At 40.6% G+C, this 23574-nt stretch carries 16 protein-coding genes and 1 pseudogene; 9 read left to right on the plus strand and 8 right to left on the minus strand.

Annotation, left to right across the window (positions count from 1 at the left end):
- Window positions 1–36: 36 nt before the first annotated feature.
- Entirely contained in the window at window positions 37–1176 is a 1140-nt protein-coding gene (locus NBH06_RS00375) for an HNH endonuclease signature motif containing protein (RefSeq protein WP_250792186.1), read from the plus strand.
- Between the two features lie 424 nt (window positions 1177–1600).
- Here the strand turns inward: NBH06_RS00375 and rplT are convergent, their stop codons facing one another.
- The 5 genes from rplT to NBH06_RS00400 all read right to left on the minus strand — a co-directional run bounded on the left by rplT (window position 1601) and on the right by NBH06_RS00400 (window position 7076).
- The gene (rplT, locus tag NBH06_RS00380; protein WP_008860709.1) at window positions 1601–1945 is read right to left on the minus strand and encodes a 50S ribosomal protein L20; all 345 of its coding nucleotides are present in this window, start codon (window positions 1943–1945) and stop codon (window positions 1601–1603) included.
- A gap of 119 nt (window positions 1946–2064) precedes the next feature.
- Window positions 2065–2262 (minus strand): 50S ribosomal protein L35, encoded by a 198-nt coding sequence (rpmI, locus tag NBH06_RS00385; protein ID WP_008860710.1) that lies wholly within the window; start codon window positions 2260–2262, stop codon window positions 2065–2067.
- A 52-nt stretch (window positions 2263–2314) separates the two neighbouring features.
- A complete protein-coding gene (gene infC / locus NBH06_RS00390; protein WP_250792761.1) occupies window positions 2315–2845 on the minus strand; it encodes a translation initiation factor IF-3 in 531 nt (176 codons plus the stop codon).
- Window positions 2846–2901: 56 nt separating this feature from the next.
- Complete coding sequence (gene thrS, locus NBH06_RS00395; RefSeq protein ID WP_250792762.1) at window positions 2902–4842, minus strand: threonine--tRNA ligase; 1941 nt, start codon at window positions 4840–4842, stop codon at window positions 2902–2904.
- Between the two features lie 152 nt (window positions 4843–4994).
- A complete protein-coding gene (locus NBH06_RS00400; protein ID WP_195329781.1) occupies window positions 4995–7076 on the minus strand; it encodes a tetratricopeptide repeat protein in 2082 nt (693 codons plus the stop codon).
- 184 nt (window positions 7077–7260) lie between these two features.
- Here NBH06_RS00400 and NBH06_RS00405 point away from each other — a divergent pair, with 184 nt between their 5' ends.
- From NBH06_RS00405 to NBH06_RS00430, 6 genes are all read left to right on the plus strand, one after another.
- Window positions 7261–8535 (plus strand): NAD(P)/FAD-dependent oxidoreductase, encoded by a 1275-nt coding sequence (locus tag NBH06_RS00405; RefSeq protein ID WP_021892214.1) that lies wholly within the window; start codon window positions 7261–7263, stop codon window positions 8533–8535.
- Window positions 8536–8638: 103 nt separating this feature from the next.
- A complete protein-coding gene (locus NBH06_RS00410; RefSeq protein WP_250792187.1) occupies window positions 8639–9970 on the plus strand; it encodes a TolC family protein in 1332 nt (443 codons plus the stop codon).
- A 44-nt stretch (window positions 9971–10014) separates the two neighbouring features.
- Window positions 10015–11091 (plus strand): HlyD family secretion protein, encoded by a 1077-nt coding sequence (locus tag NBH06_RS00415; protein WP_250792189.1) that lies wholly within the window; start codon window positions 10015–10017, stop codon window positions 11089–11091.
- A 1-nt stretch (window position 11092) separates the two neighbouring features.
- Entirely contained in the window at window positions 11093–12778 is a 1686-nt protein-coding gene (locus NBH06_RS00420; protein WP_250792193.1) for an efflux MFS transporter permease, read from the plus strand.
- Window positions 12779–12857: 79 nt separating this feature from the next.
- Window positions 12858–13676, plus strand: coding sequence for an META domain-containing protein (locus NBH06_RS00425; protein ID WP_021892210.1), 819 nt, complete (start codon window positions 12858–12860; stop codon window positions 13674–13676).
- A 409-nt stretch (window positions 13677–14085) separates the two neighbouring features.
- On the plus strand, window positions 14086–14427 hold the full coding sequence (locus NBH06_RS00430; RefSeq protein ID WP_021892209.1) for a hypothetical protein: 342 nt from the start codon (window positions 14086–14088) through the stop codon (window positions 14425–14427).
- A gap of 63 nt (window positions 14428–14490) precedes the next feature.
- Here NBH06_RS00430 and NBH06_RS00435 read toward each other — a convergent pair whose 3' ends face one another.
- Entirely contained in the window at window positions 14491–16521 is a 2031-nt protein-coding gene (locus NBH06_RS00435) for a M13 family metallopeptidase (RefSeq protein WP_021892208.1), read from the minus strand.
- A 104-nt stretch (window positions 16522–16625) separates the two neighbouring features.
- On the minus strand, window positions 16626–18584 hold the full coding sequence (locus NBH06_RS00440) for an ABC-F family ATP-binding cassette domain-containing protein (protein WP_250792204.1): 1959 nt from the start codon (window positions 18582–18584) through the stop codon (window positions 16626–16628).
- Between the two features lie 230 nt (window positions 18585–18814).
- Here NBH06_RS00440 and NBH06_RS00445 point away from each other — a divergent pair, with 230 nt between their 5' ends.
- Window positions 18815–19996, plus strand: coding sequence for a hypothetical protein (locus NBH06_RS00445; protein ID WP_250792210.1), 1182 nt, complete (start codon window positions 18815–18817; stop codon window positions 19994–19996).
- Between the two features lie 43 nt (window positions 19997–20039).
- Complete coding sequence (locus NBH06_RS00450) at window positions 20040–22919, plus strand: PD-(D/E)XK nuclease family protein (protein ID WP_250792217.1); 2880 nt, start codon at window positions 20040–20042, stop codon at window positions 22917–22919.
- Between the two features lie 77 nt (window positions 22920–22996).
- Here NBH06_RS00450 and NBH06_RS00455 read toward each other — a convergent pair.
- Window positions 22997–23560 (minus strand): annotated as a pseudogene (locus NBH06_RS00455) (Crp/Fnr family transcriptional regulator).
- Between the last annotated feature and the right edge of the window lie 14 nt (window positions 23561–23574).

Consider the following 23574-nt stretch of genomic DNA (forward strand, 5'->3'; position numbering starts at 1 on the left):
TTCCAATTCCGCCAACGTTTTTTTTAGTCGTTTTGTATGATTGATGTTAATGATTTTAAACAAGAAATAGAGTGCATCTATAAGGATGAAAAATATTCTGTCCGAGATAATGGAGCTGTTTTCCGTCATCCTCGTGATGGGAAACGACCTCGCAAATATGACAATTTTTGGACTTTCGGAAAGCCCAATGACACACACGGATATATGGAAATCGCCTCTGTCCGTGTTCATATCATTGTTGCAACAGCCTTTCATGGCCCGAAACCGACGAAAGAACATGTTGTCGATCATATAGATACGAATCGTCGCAACAATCGTCCGGACAATCTTCGATGGGTTACTCGATTAGAAAACGCACTCGATAACCCAATTACTCGTAAACGTATCATTATGCGTTGCGGTAGTATCGAAGCGTTTTTGGCCAATCCGTCTTTGTTGAGAGAAAGCGATGTTACCTCCGATTTCAGTTGGATGAGAGCCGTTACGAATGCCGAAGCTCAAGTCAGTAAAGAGCGATTATTGGCATGGGCTGAAAGCGACAAGCCGACATCTGGCGGTGCTTTGGGCGCATGGGTATATAGTCAGCAACCTATTTCGCAAAATGACGGTCAGCCATCGAATGTAGACGAAATTGACAAGTTGCAATCCGATTCCTTAAACGGTTGGGGTCAAATTCCGCCTCGTTCATATGAACGTCCCGATGAGCCGGAACAAAGAAAGCAGAATGTTATGCTCTCGTTAACACCCGGAGCAGCCCAAGAAATCTATTTCTATAATGATAAACCTAATGAATACCCATGTACCCCGCAGGAATACAATGATGATCCTTTGATAGCTTATGCAGCCAATCTGACCGAAAACGCTGTATTTTGGCGGAATAATAACAGAGATCGGGAGTATGTAGTAGACAAATTTGGATTTTCGGAAGATCGAAATTCTCTATATGTAATGACTAAATCCGCATACGTATGGCGAAGACAAGATGACGGAGACTGGATTGCTGTCCTCATAGCGAACCTCAATAAAGGCGAAGTCAGCGAAGATGAGTTAGATTATCAACTCGGAGAGATTGTGTACAAAGATAATTTATTCGTACATAAAAGGGTAGAAACCGACTTTATGCCCAAAGAGTATTTAGAGGAGATATTTGCTAAATACACAAAGACGAGTGGATAAGTATTATGCAATGTTGTTTGGGACAAAGTTTATCGACTTCGCCAAAGTTCAACTTTTTATTCATAATATCAAATTCTACACTAAAAAGCCCGACTCTATAAAAGTCGGGCTATATAAGGGGTCGTATCAAAGGATGCGATGAAACTCCGAAAGACAGGATTTGAGAGCCTTCGCCCCTTTGTAATCCACCGTGCTAAGCATACCTCGAAAGGCGTGGCCCGCCATTGGAACGAAAAGCTTGTCTCGGCATTTCATAATTTTTGATGAGTTTCCCAATCTACTTTGATACGACCGGGCTTTCTCTTGTCTTTGATACAAAGCTAACCAAATACTTTGAATAAACAAAATATTTTCAATAAAAAAAATAGGGGTTTGCCAAAAAGGCAACCCCTATTTTTTTTATAAAACTACAAATCCCTCTGTCTTATTTTACTTTCTCAACGATAGCTTTGAATGCTTCGGGATTGTTCATTGCCAAATCGGCAAGGACTTTACGATTAATTTCGATTCCTGCTTTATGCAGTGCACCCATTAACTTAGAATAAGACATACCTTCGAGACGTGCAGCCGCATTGATACGTTGAATCCACAACGCACGGAAATTACGCTTATTATTTTTACGGTCACGGTAAGCATACGTCAAACCTTTTTCCCAAGTATTTTTGGCAACGGTCCAAACGTTTTTACGAGAACCATAATAACCGCGGGTAAGTTTAAGAATCTTTTTTCTTTTTGCTCTTGAAGCAACGTGATTTACTGATCTTGGCATAGTTTTTTCTGTTTTGAATGTTAGCGCTACCGTTCAAGGTAAACTTCAAGCTAAAAACATTCGGTTAATAAAATTTGAAACTACTCTTTTTTGAGAAAAATTTTAGAAATCGCCGAAGCTTATTTCATACCCAACAATGCTTTTACATTGTTTACATCAACGGTATTTACCGTTCCCATGTGAGTAAGATTTCTTTTTTGCTTCTTCGTTTTCTTAGTCAAAATGTGACTTTTGAAAGCATGTTTTCTCTTGATTTTTCCTGTTCCGGTAAGGGCGAACCTCTTTTTGGCACCGGAATTAGTTTTAATCTTTGGCATTTTACTAAATTTTAATTTTATAATTGAATGAATAGTTTGTCAAATATCCTATTTATTTTTTCTTCGGGCTTATCATGATGATCATACGCTTACCTTCCAGAACCGGCATCATCTCCACTTTTCCATAGTCTTCCAAATCGTTCGCGAAACGCAACAAGAGCACTTCACCCTGTTCCTTGAACAGAATAGAACGACCCTTAAAAAAGACATAAGCCTTCACTTTTGCTCCTTCGTTCAGAAAACCGATGGCATGTTTCAATTTGAAATTATAATCGTGATCATCGGTTTGAGGCCCGAAACGGATCTCCTTAACAACAATCTTCGTCGACTTAGCTTTCTGCTCTTTCTGACGTTTTTTCTGCTGATAGAGGAACTTTTGATAATCTAAAATCCTACATACCGGCGGCACTGCATTAGGCGAAATTTCTATCAAGTCAAGGCCTTGTTCGTCAGCCATATGTATAGCTTCTTGTATGGTATATACCCCTTGCTCTACATTGTCACCGACCAAACGAACTTCTTTCGCCCGAATACGTTCATTGACACGATATTGGTCTTTTATATCATTCTTTTTTGCAAACATAGGCTTGTTTGGCCTACTGGACTGCGGTTGCGGTTGCGGTTTTTTATCCATTCAGACTACCATTCTTTGAGTAATTCTTCTACTTCTGCATTTAAATTTTCGGCAAAGGTAGCAATTTTCATCGAACCTTTATCACCTTCGCCCTGTTTTCTTACAGAAACTTCACCATTTTCAGACTCTTTTTCACCGACAACGAGCAAATAAGGAATTCTTTTCAGCTCGTTATCGCGAATCTTCCGCCCTATCTTTTCATTCCTGTCATCGACAAATGCCCGAATATCCTTCTCGGCCAATTCGCTAACAACCTGTTGCGCATAGTCGTTAAATTTAGCGCTTATAGGCAGAACAGCCACTTGATCGGGAGTAAGCCACAACGGGAATTTTCCGCCCGTATGCTCGATGAGAACTGCAACAAACCTTTCCATAGAACCGAAAGGAGCCCGGTGAATCATTACCGGACGATGTTTCTGGTTATCGCTACCGGTGTATTCGAGTTCGAAACGTTCCGGCAAGTTGTAATCCACTTGTATGGTTCCCAATTGCCAACGCCGGCCGATGGCATCTTTAACCATGAAATCGAGTTTAGGACCATAGAATGCAGCTTCACCATATTCGACTCTGGCTTTTAACCCCTTCTCTTCACAAGCCTCGACAATAGCCCGCTCCGCTTTTTCCCAATTTTCATCGCTACCGATGTACTTCTCGCGATTGTTAGGGTCGCGCAAAGAGATTTGGGCTTCGAAATTATCGAACTTCAAAGCTTTGAAGATAATGAATATAATATCCATTACTTTCAAAAACTCGTCTTTCAACTGATCCGGGCGACAGAATATATGCGCATCGTCTTGGGTGAAGCTACGTACACGAGTTAAACCATGCAACTCGCCACTTTGTTCATATCGATAAACTGTACCAAACTCTGCAAAACGAAGAGGAAGATCTTTATAAGACCGCGGTGTCACCTTGTAAATCTCACAGTGATGCGGACAGTTCATAGGCTTCAACAAATATTCTTCTCCTTCTTCCGGCGTATGAATGGGCTGGAAAGAATCTTTCCCATATTTGGCATAATGCCCCGATGTCACATACAACATCTTATTTCCTATATGAGGAGTAATCACCTGCAAATACCCAAAACGTTTTTGAACTTTACGCAACATAGCTTCAAGGCGATCCCGCAGTTGTGTCCCTTTCGGCAACCAAAGAGGTAATCCCGGCCCCACATTGGAAGAAAAAGCAAAGAGTTCCATTTCCTTGCCAATTTTACGATGGTCTCGTTTTTTCGCCTCTTCCATCAAAACAAGATACTCATCGAGTAACTTCTTCTTCGGGAACGTGATGCCATATACACGAACCAATTGTTTACGCTTCTCATCGCCTCTCCAATATGCCCCGGCCAAAGAAGTTATCTTCACGGCCTTGATAAGCCCCGTATTGGGCAAATGAGGTCCCCGGCACAAATCGGTAAACGCACCTTGCGTATAAGTAGTTATCGTACCGTCTTCGAGTTCGCTGATAAGTTCAACTTTATATTCTTCTCCACGTTTACCGAATCGGTCGAGAGCATCGGCCTTCGATATTTCTTTCCGAACAATCGGTTCTTTACGGCTCGCCAATTCGAGCATTTTAGCCTCTATCGTAGGAAAATCGGCCGCCGTAATAGTAGCCTCCCCCGGATCCACGTCGTAATAAAATCCATTTTCGATAGCCGGGCCTATACCGAATTTAATACCGGGATACAGTTCTTGTAATGCCTCGGCCAACAAGTGTGCCGAAGAATGCCAAAAAGCATGTTTTCCCTCTGGATCGTCCCACTTGAAAAGCTTAACCGCAGCATCTGCGTTTATGGAACGAGAAAGATCCCACTCTTGTCCATCGACTGTCGCCGCAAGAACTTCCTGAGCCAATCGGGGACTTATACTCTCTGCTATTTGTAAAGGTGTAATACCAGATTCAAATTCCTTTACCGAATTATCGGGAAACGTAATCTTAATCATCATTTTTCTGTCCTTATCTATTTTCAACGTTTTTCAAAAAAAACGTTTCTATTTTATACATTTAATAATAGAGACACATGACTGCGCCTCTTTTTCCAAGGCACAAAAATAATAATTATTTCATTACCCAAACGGATATTTATAAAAATCTTTTAATCGCTCATTCGTTTCAACAAGTTATACGCAGCCACAACTCCCAACTCTCCCGCTTTACTCAAATCGGCCGTACCTTTAACCGTATCGCCTTGTTTCAAATAGACTAACCCTCGGTTATAATAAGCGTCTCCAAAATCGGGACGTAACCGTATCGCCTCGGTATAATCGGCAATAGCACCCCTATAATCTTGCTGGGAACAACGCAGATTTCCACGATTGTAATATACATATATAAACCGCGGTGCAGACTCTATCACCTTCTCATAATCACGCAGCACCATCTCATATTCCATTTTCAAACTCTCATTTCCCACTGCCGGTAATCCAGACAAAGAGAAATCTTTGGAGTTTTTCGAGCGCACCTGTTGAAAATCTATACTCTGTACAGACTCCGCCGAAAGTTGATATTCTATTTGTTTCGCTCTTACAACAGCCCGAAGGAAATAGGCTAACGTAAAATTTTGACTCGTCATAATAGCTCTATTCAAATCGTCAAGAGCACTAGAAAAATCCTGAACAAGCATAAAATCGACAGCTCGACCGAAATAGGCCAATGGATTAGAAGGATTTATCTCTATAAGACGGGAATAATCATTTATGGAAGAGAAATGATAGTTTACCTGATCGGATAGCAGTGCCGCCTCGGCATTCGTAAGCAATAATTTCTTGCTAAACACATGGGTATCGTTCAACTCTTCGAGTTCCCTTACATAATAAATATTCTGACGAACGGCATCGGGCCTTTCATAATAAGTAAGCACATACATTGGCTGTACGGATACTTGCACATTCTGATCTTGTACCCGTCCCCGAATTTTATTCTCATATTCCGGCTTATATTCGGTATGGGCATCGGCTACCAATATTTGATTGAACTTATTAATATTTTTATCAGACTCAGACCGCTCATCGGCTGCTTGTCCCGATTTTTTACTATTATTCGAAGCTACTGTATTTTCATCGATCGGTTCATACTGGGTCTTCTTTTGCAAATCCATAGCCAGCATGAAATCCTTTTCACCGCCTTTCATATCACCCATTTTCCGTTTCGCCTCGGAGCGAGCATAAAAACCCGCGGCAAAATCGGGGTACTGTTCCAAAACTACGTTAAAATCAGAAATAGCCTTCCCATAATTCCCGATCATATCATATAACAAAGCTCGATTATAAATTGCGAAATAATTGTCCGGTTCAGCCTTTATTACTTTTGTAAAGTCAGATATAGCCTTATTCCGTTCACCTACTTGCATACGCAATAATCCCCGATTGTAGTAGGTCATCGTATTATCGGGATCAAGTTTCAATATATAATCATAATCGGCCATAGCTCCCTGCAAATCATCTTGATGATATTTTATACGAGCCCTATTGAAATAGTAAGACACTTCTTTGGGATCGAGCCTCAAAGCCTCGTTCATATCGGCCAAAGCCGAATCATAATCGGCATCGTGCAACACTTTAATAATAGCCCGTTGAGCATATGCTCCCGATATGTATTTATCTATCGAAATAGCTTTATCTATATCATCAATCGCTTTTATCGTATCGCCCTTCTCCAAATAAAACTGGGCCCTACTCATATAACCGTTGTAATAGTTCGGATGCAAAGCTATGAGTTTATCGAAACTTTTTTCGGCTTCGTCATATTTTTTCAACTGCACCTCGGCAATAGCCTTATTATTCAAAAAAGACCTATCTTCGGGGGCATAACGCAAACCCTCGGTATAGTCGTCGATAGCGCCTTGATAATCCCCAAGATTCTGTCGGGCAATCCCCCGAACTTGATAGGCATTGACAATAAAAGGATTACGTTCGATACAAAGGGTACAATCTTCTTCTGCCCCTTTAAAATCATCGAGGCTCAACTTCGCAACTCCTCTATAAAAATAAGGCTCGGCCATATACGGCTTTACCTTTATCACTTGATTGAAATATTGCATCGACAGAATATAGTCCTCAAAATAAAGAGCATTACGTCCGATATTCATCACTCTATCGGTATTAATCTGCGCCACAGATAAAAAAGAGGAAAACGACAGCAATAGAAATATGATATTTGACTTGAATATAAGTTTCATTAAATGCCTTAACATGATTATCAGACAAATGTACGTAAATAATGACAAAACAACACAACCCTGAGAGCATTTTATAAGATTTTTCTTTCCCAACGCATCGAATGAACATTTTTTACGCCAAAATGTCTTATATAAAAAAAGAAGAAACTTTTTTCGTATCTTTATACCTCAAAATTGCACAGACATGAGCACAGAAAAAAAACTACAACACATCGTTATCGTCGGAGGCGGATTTGCCGGATTTTTACTGGCCAAACGAATTAATCCCGAAAAGTTCAGAGTGACCTTAGTCGATAGAAAAAATTTTCATGCCTTTCCTCCTCTGTTTTATCAAATAGCCTCGTCGGGACTTGAACCGGCCGCCATTTGTTTTCCTTTCAGGAAAGAGCTACGTAAATTACGTCACGTCCGTTTCCATATGGGAGAAGCTCTTGCAGTAGATACTCAAAAGCAAATTTTAACGACCAATACAGGAAATATAAATTATGATTATTTGGTGCTCGCCACAGGCACAACCAATAATTTTTTCAATATGCCCGAATTAAGGGAACGAGTATATACTCTGAAATCTACTGCCGAGGCTATCCGACTAAGAAATGAAATACTATTCTGTTTAGAGCGGGCCTGTACCTGCGCCGATCCCGAATCGCGCCGCACGCTTCTCTGCTTCACGGTTGTCGGCGGAGGCCCGACCGGAGTCGAAATAGCGGGTGCTTTGGGTGAAATGAAAAAGTACATTCTGTCTCGAGAATATCCCGAGATCAGTCCTTGCGATATGCGCGTCGTTATCGTCGAAGGTTCAGACCGCCTATTACAGAATATGAGTACAGAAGCCTCTACCAAATCTCGACAATACCTCGAACAACTTGAAGTCGAAGTCATTACCGGACATACCATGAAATCGTTCGACGGGACTTACGTGAGTTTTGACAACGGCGATAAAATAAAATGCCATACCCTCATCTGGACAGCAGGTATCACCGGCGAACCTTTGAAAGGAATTCCAGAAACGTCCATAGGGAAAGGAAGACGAATCGTCACAGACGAATACAACCGGGTCGTCGGGTGTGAAAACCTTTTCGCAATCGGCGATATAGCCCTGCTTACCGAAAAAAACTATCCCAAAGGTCACCCGCAAGTAGCTCAGGTAGCCATACAACAAAGCAAATTGTTAGCAAAAAATTTGAACCGGAACAGTTTCGAAACGCCTTTTCATTATAAAGATAAAGGAAACATGGCAACCATCGGCCGTAATCGTGCCGTAGCCGACTTGCCCTATCTAAAATTATACGGGCGGCCGGCTTGGTTCACATGGATGGGAGTTCATTTGGTTTCCATATTAGGCATGAAAAATAAAATTATCACTTTTCTAAACTGGTGTTGGTACTATTTTACCTATAACGCCACCTTACGATTGTTGATACGCCCGACCCGATATCCGAAACGGAATGAAGAATAACCATATTTAATCCGTGTTTTAGAACAATTTTGGTTTGTTTTTCCTCTAAAAAAGTGACTTTTTTCAATCTACCTTTGTCCCCCGAACAAATAGGTATTAATTTATGAAAAAAGTCACTAGCGTATTTTTGTGCTGTTTTTTATTTATTGCACTCAATTATGCCCAATCTGGACAAGCGATGACATTGAAAGAATGCATCGAAATGGGCATAGCGAATAATCTCTCCCTGCAAAATAAAAATCTAAATGTCCAAAAAAGCAAATACGGGATCTCTGAAAACAGGTTCAAACTGTTACCGGTCATCAATGCTTTCGCCAATTTTACCAATAGTCCCGAACCGGCCGTTTCGGTAACCGACGGAAGCAAATATGGAACTCCCTATAACGTCACCAAGACACTACGATACAATGCCAATGGCGGTTTACAACTGCAATTACCATTATATAATCAGACCCTATATACAAGTATCGCCATCTCGGAATTAGTAAATCGAATAGACCTATTGTCTTACGAAAAAGCCAAAGAGGATCTTATCGTCGAAATAGGGAAACTCTATTTCTTGGGACAAACGACCATCTGTCAATTACAAATTATCGAAGGAAATATCGCCCGTCTAGATTCCCTTCGCAACATCACACAAGCATTCTTCGATAATGGAATGGCTATGGACGTAGATGTAAAACGTGTTGAAATAAATCTCGAAAATATGAGGATTCAATATCACAACGCCCAAGCTATGCTTAACCAGCAACTCAACCTTCTGAAATATACGCTTGACCTTCCCTCGGAATACGAGATAACTCTTACCCCGCTCAATCCCGACATAACCGGGAATGTGCGTTTCAATGGTTTATCAGATTCGCTATACGAACTCCAATTACTGGATACTCAAACCCAATTATTAAAGAAACAAGGACGAATAATCAATCAAGGTTACATACCTTCGCTCAATTTCACCAGCCAACTGGCTTATTCGGCTTATACAGATAAATTCAAACATTTCTTCCACTCTCATATATCCAACAAATGGTACGAATCATTCAACTTCGGCCTGTCCTTGAAAATACCCATCTTCGATGGTCTGAGCAAACACACCAAAAAACAACAAGCCAACGTCGAATACCGAAAAGCTGTACTCCAACAGGAAAATACCCGCAAACAACTAGAAACACAGTACACCAACTCGGTATCGGATTTGATGAACAATCAACGCAATTACGAAAAACAACAAAGCAACTACAAGTTGGCCGAAGAAGTTTACTTGGTTACAACCGATAAATACAAAGAAGGAATAGCTTCCATGACCGAGCTCCTACAAGATGAGCTCCGATTAACCGAAGCCCAAAACGGCTATTTGAGCGCGCACTACAATTATAAAATAGCAGAATTGAATTTGCTGAAATTAACCCAACAACTCGATATTCTCACCCAATAATCCTGTAAAATTAATAATCAGTATATATAAATACTTTTACAATTATGAAAAAAGAAAATAGCTCTCATTATAAACGGAGTAAAAAATTAAAAGCATTGCGTTTCGGACAATATACATTAAATGCAATCGGTATCATCGTTCTATGCTACGGAGTTTATGAAGCGGCTTGCCTTTTTCTCAATTACAAACGCTGCGAAACCAGCAACGATGCCCAAATAGAACAATATATAGCACCAATCAACATACGCGTACCGGGATATGTAAAGAAAGTTTACTTCACCGAACACCAATTCGTACACAAAGGCGACACATTACTTGTTCTGGACGATAGAGAATACCGTATACGAGTATCGGAAGCCGAGGCGGCTTTGAAAGATGCCGAAAACGGAATTGCAATCTTATCTTCCAGTTTGACGACGACACAGGCGACTGCTTCGGTTTATGATGCCTCTATCGAGGAAATAAATACACGCATAAGCAAATTGCAAAAAGACTTGACTCGTTACCGCAACTTATTACAACGTAATGCGGCTACCCCCATACAAGTGGAACAACTCGAAACCGAGTTAACAGCGACACTCGCCAAGTTAGAAGCTCTGAAAAAACAGAAAGCCGCAGCCACTTCGGGAGTAAACGAAGTTACAAACCGCAAAGCATCGGTCGAAGCCGGAATATTAAGAGCCCAAGCAGCTTTGGAAATGGCTCGATTAAATTTGTCCTATACAGTAGTTACCGCCCCTTGTGACGGAACACTGGGAAGACGGGCCTTAGAGGACGGACAATTTGTACAAGGTGGCCAAAGTCTCACTTATATCATACCCGATACTCAAAAATGGGTGATTGCCAATTATAAAGAAACCCAAATAGCCAATTTATACGAAGGTCAAAAAGTAAGCATCAAAGTCGATGCCTTTCCCGATAAAGAGTTTTCGGGACACATATCGGCCATATCGGGAGCCACGGGTTCTAAATACTCCTTAGTACCTACTGATAATTCAGCCGGGAATTTCGTAAAAATACAACAACGCATTCCCGTAAGAATCGAGTTTGACGAATTGTCGGAAGAAGACAACCGGCTCTTAGCAGCCGGAATGATGGTTATTATAAAAGCTAAATTGTAAAATGGCTCACACAAAAAATTATCCTTTTTACGACTGGGTTCCAAAACCACTGGGAATCATCATACTCATCATGCTATTCTGCCCTATTATGTTCATTAACGGGGCATATACCATAAATAGTGGAGAGATGTCGTCTGGTCTTGGAATTATCTCGGAGCACATTCAATATGCAAGCTATGCCGGAGCAATCGGCATGGTAGTATTCGCACCATTTATGCAACGAGTCTTGGCTGTGAGGAGACCCAAAATGATGTTAATGACAGGCTTCATTCTGTTATTTTGGCTCAGCTATATTTGTGCAATTACAGACAGTTGGTTACTACTCATGTTATGCAGTCTCATTACGGGTTTTATCCGCATGGCTCTCACTTTGGTAAATCTATTTGCTCTCATACTGTATGCATTTAAGATAGAGGCCAGCGACATCATCACCCCGGGAGCCGAAGCCACCGATCCCGTAGTTGCCGACAAGAACGATCAAGCCAAAGGCCTCACACAACCTATCATTTATCTCTTTTTCATGCTCTTCGCGCAAGCCGGTAATTCGTTGACCGCATGGCTTGCCTATGAATATGAATGGCAATATGTCTATTACTATATGATGGGAATGTTGATGCTCTCAATCGTCGTTGTTCTTTCCACCATGAAATATCAGAGGCATCTGAAAAAACTCAACTTCAATCTCCGTCAATTCGGCGATGTAATTGCCGCATCATTGATGATGATGGCTGGGTCATTCATACTGATTTATGGTAAAACACTCGACTGGTTTGACAACTACTACATACGGCTGGCCGCCATATTATTCCTACTGTCCACTGCCGCTCTCATTTTTATTGAGGGAAACTTGAAACACCCCTATCTGAAACTAGGAGTATTCAAACAGAAGAATGTTATTTTCGCTTCAATAACATTCATCATGCTTATGATGATTAATTGCAGCGCCATGTTCGTGAGCGTATTCACCAGCATATCTATGAAAATAGACAATTTTCAAAATGCCATGTTGGGAAACTATTCATTGGTAGGATATGTAATAGGAGCCATATTGTGCATGATTCTATCGGCTTTCAAGATACCCTTCAAATATATCTTCGCATTCGGGTTCAGTTTCATCACAGCCTACGCCATATATATGTATTTCCAATACCAAAGCATGGGTCTTTATGAACACATGATATGGGCCACGATACTGCGCTCGACCGGTATGATGATACTCTATACCATGTGTGCCGTATTGGGTAGTATACGCCTGCCTCTCAAATATATGTCGTCTTGGATTTTTGTAATGCTCTTTGCCCGGTCAATTATCGGGCCGACCGTAGGAACAGCGATTTATTCCAACTTATTGAACGAACGTCAGCAACATTATATGGCCACACTATCGACAGGAGTAGACTTGATGAATCCAGAAATCGCAGGCAGCTTCAATCAAACGGTGAAAGGCAGTCAATTCATGCAAGGACATAGTGCCGAAACCGCGACTACTCTTGCGACCATGCAAGTATCAGGACGCATTCAAGTACAAGCCATGTTGTCGGCTCTCAAAGAAATCACGGGCTGGACAATCTTTGCAAGCATATTATTCATTATTATAGTTCTCTGTGTCCGGTACAAGCAACCAGAATATCCGGGAATACTGAATCTCAAAGAAAAAGGAGCTTATGTAGGGAAAGAATTAGCCTAATATATAACAAATAAAAAAATGTCCTACTTTTCGAGAATTTATTTGTTATCTTTGCATATAACCAAAACAAATATATATAATGAAAAATTTTCTTTTTACCGGATTCATTATTTTACTTCTATCCGCAGTATCGTGTAAAACGACTGAAAAAGGAAGTATGACACAAACTCAAACTTCCACATCACAAACCAATGAGAAGAAAAACATTTCTATAAATCGAGAAGAACTCAACGGGACATGGATTATAAAAACAGCCAAAGGTAAAACCGTTATAGGCGATTCACCAGTAGAAATCACTTTCGATCTCACAAACGGACGTATTTACGGCAACGACGGTTGCAACGTAATAAACGGCACTGCATTTTTCGAAAATGAGAATGGGTTACGTTTCGAATCGCTCATCTCGACGATGAAGGCTTGCCGGCCAGAAGTTACAGATCGTACTGTCCTCAATGCTTTGAACGAAACCCGCTCTTATAAACGAGCTGATACCAAAGAGCTATCTATCAAATTCTGTGACGAAAAAGGGAAATCTGTGATGACCCTTGAAAAACGAATGGTAGATCTATTAAATGGTTCTTGGAAAGTCACAACTATCGACGGGAAAAAAATCACCGAAGAAAATCCGACTATGGTTATCGATATCCCAGAGGCAAAATTATCTGGATTTGCGGGCTGTAACCGTATGTTCGGAGGGATTTCTTTAGATGGAACCGCTTTCGGAATAGCTTTTACACAAGTAGCAACTACCCGCATGGCTTGTCCAGACATGAAAACGGAGCAATTATTCTTATCGGCACTCGGCAAAGTTACCGGATTTTACATGATAGACAACTTTCATGCAGCATTATATCAACAACCCCAAACTCCGATAATCATCATCGAAAAAGTTCAATAAGAAAATACAAAGCAACGATTACATGTCCACTGAAAAAAGAGCAGGATAAAAAAATTATTCTTATAAAAATAAAAAACGCAGGCGTTATCAACCTGCGTTTTTTATTTAGAAACCCATTTAAATAGTCTATAAACCATTAAAAAATTCGGGTTATAATAGAATAGCCATTTTTTCAAAAAAATGAAATCAAGCACCTCCTTTTATTCAAATCTATTGCTTAATTTTGAGTCGTCTTACTTGCTTACATTAGGGAAAATATGTGTGTGTTACAAAATAGGAAGAAGGATTTTAAACCTTCCGCCTAATCATGTGTAACCCACACCATTCTGTGAAAGCAAGTAAGACATCTTTTGAAGAATGTGAATTAGGCGGAGGTTTTAATATATACAACTAAAAAACAAAAAAGTTTATGCTGCCGCCGACAGTCAAGCAATTTTTCTTCAAATTACTCATCTCCATTTTTGTTCACGATTACAAAAATGTATTAAGGCAATATCGACAAGCCTACACGACTCAACGTCAAATGGAACAATATTTAAGAGTCATCACACCCGAAGACTTATACGATAAAGAACTCGTACGAATTTCAGAGCGAATGAGCGATCTACAAAAACTTATTTATCAACTGCGAAAAAAGGGACTAAGCGACGAGGCAATATCTCGCAAACTAAATCTACCGTTACACAAAATACAAAAACATCTCGATCTCGTAGAATTAGATATTCTCCAAATTTCCCGATATTTCAATTAAGATATAAACAAAAAAGGAGATAATCCTAAAAGGATTATCTCCTTTTTTGTTTGCTACAATCCATTACCAAATAATCACCCGATCTTCGGGAGCCATGTACATGGCATCTCCTTCTTTAATATCAAAAGCCTTAAAGAAAGTTTCCATATTACGCAACGCAGCATTGACACGCCAACGGCCCAACGAGTGAGGGTCAATCTTCGTCAACCGGAGAATTTCGGCATCTCTAATATTGCCGGCCCACAATGCAGCATACGCCAGATAGAAACGTTGATCGGCAGTAAATCCATCGATCGGAGCCGGCTCCACACCATCGAAAGTATTGTGCAATGCAGTGTAAGCAATGCGTAAACCTCCATGGTCAGCAATATTCTCACCTAATGTAAAATGACCATTGGCATGCACTGTATCGAGCACAACAATGTTATCATATTGCGAAGCCAAAATTTCAGCTCGTTTAGTAAATTGCTCGGCATCGGCAGAAGTCCACCAATCATTAAGATTACCATCTTTATCGAACTGTCGCCCTTGATCATCGAATCCGTGAGTCATTTCATGTCCTATAACGACACCGATAGCCCCGTAATTAACGGCATCATCGGCATCAAAATTAAAGAATGGAGGCTGCAAAATTCCGGCAGGGAAACAAATTTCGTTAGAGCTCGGATTATAATAAGCATTAACGGTTTGAGGACTCATATACCACTTGGTCTTATCCACAGGTTTCCCTTCATCTTTCAGAGAATATAAAGTTTCAAATTCGGCTGCACGACGAATATTAGCATAATAGCTATCTTTCGGATTCACCGTCAAACCAGTATAATCGCGCCATTTATCGGGATAACCGATCTTTACATAAAAGTTGTTTAGTTTCTCATGAGCCTTCGCTTTGGTTTCATCGCTCATCCATTCAAGGCTGTCTATATGTTGTCCCAGTGCGGTCTGCAAATTCGCAACAAGTTGTACCATACGCTCTTTTGCCTCAGGAGGGAAATATTTAGCAACATACATTTCGCCCACTGCCTCCGACAAGAGACTGTTAGGGACATCGAGAGCACGTTTCCAACGAGGTTCAATTTGTTCTTTCCCCGATAAAGTCTTCGAATAGAAATCGAAATGAGCATTTACAAAGTCATCGCTCAAATAGGGAGCTGCGCCATCGATACAGTTGAACGCCAAATAATCGCGAATCTCTTGCTCGCTCAATGTTTTCAGCAAATTATTTACAGCTTTCAATGTACGCGGCTGACCGATGTTTATCTTTTTCAAGCTGTCTAAACCCACCGTATTAAAATAGATATCCCAATCCAGACCGCCGAATTGCTTTTTCAATTCATCGATTGTCATAACATTATAACCCGCCTGAGGATCACGCAACTCTTCGCGAGTAAAAGCGGCCTTAGCGATTTCGGTCTCCACCTTCAATACGGTAGCAGCTGCTTGCGCTGCGGACTCGGCACTGTATCCCGACAATGTAAATATTTTCTGAATATAGTTGCGATAACTATCCCGTATCTTGCTATTGGCTTCATCGTCGGCTATATAGTAATCACGGTCACCCATATTCATACCCGCCTGATACCAACCTGCGATATTCATCGTACTGTTCTTAGCATCGGCATCCACATATATGGCAAAAAATGGGGCTGATGTGGTACGATGCATCTCTCCTATCATGGCACTTATCGCCTCTTTACCGGAAAGTGATTGTATACGACTCAATTCTTCCGCAATAGGAGAAGCTCCCTCCTCATTCAATCGCACACTATCCAATCCCATATTGTACAAATCGCCAATTTTTTGAGCGATACTACCCGGTTCAGCCTTTTGTTTACCTAATTCTTCGAATAACAATCGAATTTGTTCTCGGTTATTTTCACGTAATTGGTCGAAAGATCCGAAACGAGCATACTCAGGCTTCAACGGATTTTTCTTCATCCAGCCGCCACACGCATAATCATAAAAATCATCACCACAAGCTACCGTCGTATCGAGATTGGAAAGATCGATACCCGGAGTCTTTACGGTCGATTTGCTTGTACAACCAGTAGCAAGCAAAGCAGCAGCAAACGATAAAATCATTACTCTTTTCATTTTACTTTCATTTTTATATGTTTCATTCACTTTGTAGAATATAGAATGCGTTTCCTCAAAGATTCTAATCGAACTTAGCTTTTTGCATTCGACTTTTGCTATATTTATTTCTGTAATTTATCCAATACTTCGGAGGCCTCGGACCATTTCCACATCACATCATCGAGTTGCTTCTTCAACTGTCCATGTAGTTCGTATAACGAAGTATCCGCCGCACCATCGGGCGTTGCCAACTTTTCCTCCACCTCGGCTATTCGTTTCTCCAAACCAGCAATCTCCGATTCAATATCCGCAACCACCTTTTCGGCCTTTCTCAAACGACGGGCAAACTCTTTTTGCTCTCCATACGACAACTTAGAATCCTCCGATTTGGCCGAGGAAGCAGAATCTTTCGAAATATTTCCGTCCTTCTCTGTTTTCGAAACTGTGGCTCGTTGTTCAAGCTCTCGCAAAGAATCCAGCTTACGACTTTCCAGGAAATCATAAATTCCGCCCAAATGCTCTCGCACCTGTCCTCCACCAAACTCATATACTTTCGAAACCAAACCATCGAGAAATTCCCGGTCGTGGGAAACAAGAATTACCGTCCCGTTAAAATCACGAATCGCTTGTTTCAACACATCTTTGGTACGCATATCCAGATGATTAGTCGGCTCATCGAGAATAAGCAAATTGACAGGTTCGAGCAATAAACGTATCATTGCCAATCGGGTTTTCTCCCCTCCCGACAAGACTTTTACTTTCTTGTCCGAAGCCTCGCCCCCAAACATGAAAGCACCGAGTATATCTCGTATTTTTGTACGAATATCCCCTACCGCGACCCGATCGATCGTATCGAAAACCGTAATAGATTCGTCAAGCAAGCTCGCTTGATTTTGAGCAAAATACCCGATCTTTACATTATGCCCTATCTTCAAAGTTCCTGTATAGGGAATTTCGCCCATGATACATTTTACCAAAGTCGACTTTCCTTCACCGTTTTTCCCGACAAAAGCGACTTTTTCGCCACGTTTAATCGTAAACGTGGCATTCGAAAAAACCACATGACTGCCATAATTTTTTCCTACTCCTTCGGCGATAATGGGATAATCGCCCGAACGAGGCGCCGGTGGGAATTTTAGATTCAACCGGGAGGTATCTACTTCGTCCACTTCTACTCGTTCGAGTTTGGCAAGTTGCTTGATACGCGACTGTACCTGTACCGACTTCGTTGCCTTATAACGAAAACGCTCGATGAAAGCCTCGGTATCCTGTATCTGTTTCTGCTGGTTCTCATAAGCTCTCATCTGCTGTTCGAGACGCTCTTGCCGGAGAACAACATAACGGGAATAATTGACTTGATAGTCATAAATGCGCCCCAAAGAGATTTCAATCGTCCGTGTTGTCACATTATCGATAAACGCCCGGTCGTGAGAAACCAATACGACCGCATTGGCGCGAGTCGATAAAAAACTTTCAAGCCATTGTATAGACTCTATATCCAAATGGTTGGTGGGCTCATCGAGCAAAAGCACATCGGGACGCTGTAACAACAACTTCGCCAATTCGATACGCATACGCCACCCTCCGCTGAACTCCGACGTATCCCGTCCGAAGTCCTCTCGTGTAAATCCCAGCCCTATTAAAGTTTTCTCTATCTCTGCCTGATAATTGGATGCCCCGATAAGAGCCAATTGCTCATTAGCATTGGAAACCCGCTCTATCAACTCCTGATAATATTCCGACTCATAATCGGTACGCTCGGACAATTCGGTATTCATGCGCTCTATACGCGACTGTAATTCGAATATATGAGAAAAAGCCTGTTCCGCCTCTTCCATTACCGTACGAGTATCGGATAGATTCATCTGCTGCGGAAGATAACCCACCGTAAGGTCTTTCGGCATATTCACATTACCCGATGTCGGAGCCTGCAACCCGGCTATGATTTTCAACATAGTCGATTTCCCCGCACCATTTTTCCCCACCAATGCAATGCGATCCTTTTTATTAATTACATAAGTAATATTGTCAAATAGTGTATTTCCTCCAAAAGCGACCGAAAGTCCTTCTATCGATATCATATATCTTCTACCTTATCGAAATGCAAAGATAGATAATAAAATGAAAAGATAATACAGAATAAGCTACAACAAACACTTAATTATAGTTATTGGGAAAGATTATTTTACCCCAATCATAAATCTCTAATTTTTAAAAGTGTCTTTTCATACTCACAACAAAATTATTAAATTTGCCATTAAACTTAAAAAACAAATATATCACAAGATACAAAACGCCCTATATTCCAATCATGAACACGATAGCCACCCTTTACAACGAAACACCAGACATATTCAAAGACAAGTCTTTACCTCAAATTTTATCTTTTGCAGGAGACGGAAAGTTAAAAGACGGGAATACCACTTCTTCCGAATTTAGGAATCTACTGGATATAGTACAACCGAATATTTTATTCGAATTCGCAAACTATTGTCTTTCAAACCCTTTTGAAAATAGTGGTCTTGCCTTACAAGACATTGTCAATCAAATAGGTAAAAGGCTTAATTTCAATGTCGAATACGGATTATACAAAGGGAAAAAGAACAGTATTGGTTTTGATGGAATATGGACTACAAAAGACGGATATAATATCATTATCGAAGTCAAAACAACCGATTACATCAGAATCAATTTAAGCGAATCGGTTGCAAAATATAGAAGCGCACTTATCGACGCGGGGAAAATAGATAAAGAAAATTCTTCTATTTTAATCGTCGTAGGTCGCGAAGATACCGGAGATTTAGAATCTCAGGTACGAGGTTCCCGCTATGCTTGGAATATAAGGATTATCAGTACCGATGCCTTGATACAGCTACTAAAATTGAAGGAAACATTTAATGATGCCAAAACTATTCTCCAAATCACAGAACTACTAAAACCAAGAGAATATACACGAGTAGATAAACTCATCGATTTGATATTCGAAACGTCAAAAGACTTACAGTTAGACGATATCGATACAGTAGAAACACCATCGCTATCACCTATTAAAAAAGAAAAAGCTATTCCGGTCAACTTTTATTTAGATTGTATTCATAAAATACAGAACCACCTTAAACAACAGCTTATAAAACAAACAAAAATAACATATACGACCAAAGACAATAGTCTCTGCGTGATGTGCACCATATCCCGAAATCATAATACAACCGATAGACAAGGCCGATTTTGGTTTGCATTTCACCCTCATCAACAAAAAATGTTGGAAGAATATCCTACGGCTTACGTAGCATTTGGATGCGGAGATTCTCAAAAGACACTCCTCATACCCTATGCCCTATTTGGTCCTTTGGTCAAAAATATGTGGACGACTGAAAAGGAGAATAGAATGTATTGGCACGTTATTATTAATTACAAAAACGATAAATTCCTTTTATCGCAGCCCAAAACTACCGATCATAATCCTGTCGACATAACTGAATACTTAATATAATAAAAATTCCTCAAACCGATCATATAGATAAACCGGGAAAATCATGACACCCTTTCTATATCGCATAGCCCAAGCCTTTTACAAAAAGTACGGTAACGAAATCTCTCGACTTGCATTTGTTTTTCCCAACCGGCGAAGCGGCATTTTTTTTCAAAAATATTTGGCCGAAGTTTCCGGGAAACCGATCTTCTCGCCCAAAGTAACCACGATAAACGACCTAATGGCCGAGCTATCGCCCTATACCTTAATAGACCGAATCAGCCTACTTGTAACGTTGTATAAAAAATACATCGAATTGAGAAAGAGCGATGAGACATTCGACAATTTCGTCTTTTGGGGAGACATGCTGTTAGGTGATTTCGACGATGTGGATAAATACATGGTTGATGCTCGGCAATTATTTACCAATATACACGATCTGAAAGAGATAGACGAATTTTATCTGACCGAAGAACAAATAGAAATCGTCAAACGTTTCTGGGGGCATCTGTTTTTTCCTTCCACCGAAAGCGATAATAAACAGCAATTCATTCGACTGTGGCAAATCCTTTTCGATCTTTATACCGGATTACGAGATGAGCTATCCTCCCGAAACAAAGCCTATGAAGGCATGATATTCCGAGACGTCGCCGAACGAAGTAAACGGAAAGAATCTATCAACTTACCTTATACACAAGTGGTATTTATCGGATTCAATGCTATCACCGAAGCCGAAAAAATATTCATGGAATATTTACGCGACATCGGCATAGGAGATTTCTATTGGGATTATTACGCTCCCACCTTGCAGGATTCATATAACAAAGCAGCGTTCTTTCTCAACGATAATAAACGAAGATTCCCCTCTAAAATCGAGATCGACGAGCATATCGAACAAACGCCTCAGATCGAATTAATATCGATACCGTCGGCTGTCGGGCAGGCAAAGCAAGCGACAGATATACTTCAAAGCCTTATCGACAATAATCATTTATCTCCCGAAAAGGCCATCAATACAGCCATCGTTCTCCCCGACGAAGAATTGCTGCTTCCTATGCTATACTCCATTCCACCGGAAATCTCTACGGTAAACATCACTATGGGATATACGTTGCAACACACCACTGTCGCAGCACTCATGGAATCGATATACCAAATGCAGCGCCGCGTCCGGTTCTCAAAAGGAGAGCCGAGATTCTATCATCTTGATGTAAAGCAATTATTGGGACACCGGTTCATAGCGTCCCGAATAGGCGAAAAAGCCTATCAAATAACGAATTTCATCAACGAAAACAATCGCACATTCGTTTCCCCAAAAGAATTAGGGAATCATCGACTGATAAAACTTCTGTTTCTTATCCCCTGTACGACAGATGAAGCGGCAGCCTATCTGATAGAATTGCTCGAATATTTGCAACAAGGTGGAAATAGGAGCGATTCATCAGAAGCCGGCGACGAAGAAACTCCTATGGGATTCTCGGCGATAGAACTGGAATTTATGTATCACTACTACATTACCGTCAAACGGTTACGTGATGTTATCGCCAAACAAGACATAGAGATGACCGTAGAAACATTCTTTCGGCTATTGGGGAAAATGGCCGATTCGATTTCCATACCGTTTCAAGGAGAGCCTTTATCGGGATTACAAATCATGGGCGTACTCGAAACTCGTGCGCTCGATTTCGATAATCTTATTATCCTTTCCATGAACGAAGGGGTGTTCCCCGTTAAGAAAGTAGCTGCCACATTCATTCCCTACAATTTAAGAAAAGGATTTGGCATGGCTACGACAGAGCATCAAGATAGTATTTATGCCTACTACTTTTACCGCATGATAAGCCGGACTAAACGGGTATTCTTATTATACGACAGTCGCACCGACGGACTCAAAAGCGGAGAAGTGAGCCGATATATATACCAACTGAAATACCATTACCGCATACCCATACAAGAAATACAGATCAATTGCGACATAGCGACCTTCTCTCCGATAACAATCTCCATCGATAAATGGAAATATGGCATAGAAAAAAAATTAGCCGATTTCATGCAAGGAGGAAATAGCGCATTATCGGCCAGTGCAATAAATCGTTATTTGAACTGTCCTTTACAATTTTATCTGCAATACATCGAAAAGATAGAACAAACCGACGAAGTCGCAGAAAGCGTCGATAGCAGTACTTTCGGTAGCATTTATCACGGTATGATGCAAAAAATCTACAACCGTATCAAAGGCGAAAAAGAAAAAATAACTGTCACCGTCGACCACATCGACGCCATACGCAAAGACAAAGGCTTGCTCACCCGGTATCTCGAAGAATGTTTTGCCAAAGAGTATTACAAAACTCCACATAGCCCCGAACCGCTAACCGGGTATGATTACCTGACTGGGGAAATCATTCTTAAACTGATTGACAAAACTCTGGAAAAAGACCGAGTCCTTACGCCTTTTTCCTATGTAGCTTCTGAACTTCCCATACATAAAAACATATCTATCGGAAACAACCGATCCATACAGTTGAAAGGCTTTATCGACCGGGTAGATGAACATAACGGACTTATTCGTATCGTCGATTATAAAACCGGACGAGAAAGACTCGATTTCAAATCGGTAACAGAACTTTTCGACCCTTCTGAAAAAGATCGTAAAAAAGCAATCATGCAGGTGTTATTTTACTGCAAATTGTATAAACTAGACAAAGCACCTATGCAACCTTTACAGCCGTCTATTTATATTGTCCGTAACTTATTCGATAAATTCGAATCCTTCTTGAAATACGACAAAGAGCCTCTCACCGACTTTAACCTTGTAGAAAAAGAATTCGACCTATACCTTACTCGTTGTTTAGAAGATATATTCGACCTCGACAAACCATTTTCACAAACCACTGTTGAATCGCATTGTAAATATTGCGATTTCAAACAGTTGTGCAAACGATAACTCGAACAAATGAAAAGCGAATAAATTTTTCTACATAAGCTAATGTTCTTTCTCCAAGAAACATGGTATCACCCAATTTATTTTAACTTCGCCCTTATACGGCTTAAACTTACAGGAGTAATTCCCAAATACGAGGCAAGACATTCTAAGGGAATTCTTTATAACAAATCGGGAGTACGCTCCAACAAAACTCTATAACGTTCGGAAGCCGTCGTGAATAACAGTGGAATTAGTTTTTCCTCTGCTCGCAAAAATTCCAATTCGGCGAGTTTTCTCCCCCAATTCGCTATATCGATGTCTTCCTCAAACAAGCGATACAAATCGCTCCTCTTTAAGCAATACAAAAGAGAATCTTCCATAAGCTCTATGGTTTCGTATCCAGCCTCATTCTTTACATAACTTTTCAATGACATGATAGTCTCCCCCTCTTTCCCGATCCAAAACGTTATATCTTTACCTTCGTGCGAAACATAGGCCCTCACAATTCCTCTTTTTATAAAGAATATATCCGACTCGATTTTCCCTGCCTCCAATAGGCGATGCCCCTTAGGGCGTCCGAGTTCCAAAGAACAAGATAACACCCTATCCATCGATTTCTCCGATATCGGATATATGCTGTTGATTATATCTCGTAAATCCATAAAACACGACTCAT

The organism is Barnesiella sp. B2-R-119 (genome assembly GCF_023656675.1).
In the GTDB taxonomy this organism is placed as follows: Bacteria; Bacteroidota; Bacteroidia; order Bacteroidales; family Barnesiellaceae; genus Barnesiella; species Barnesiella intestinihominis.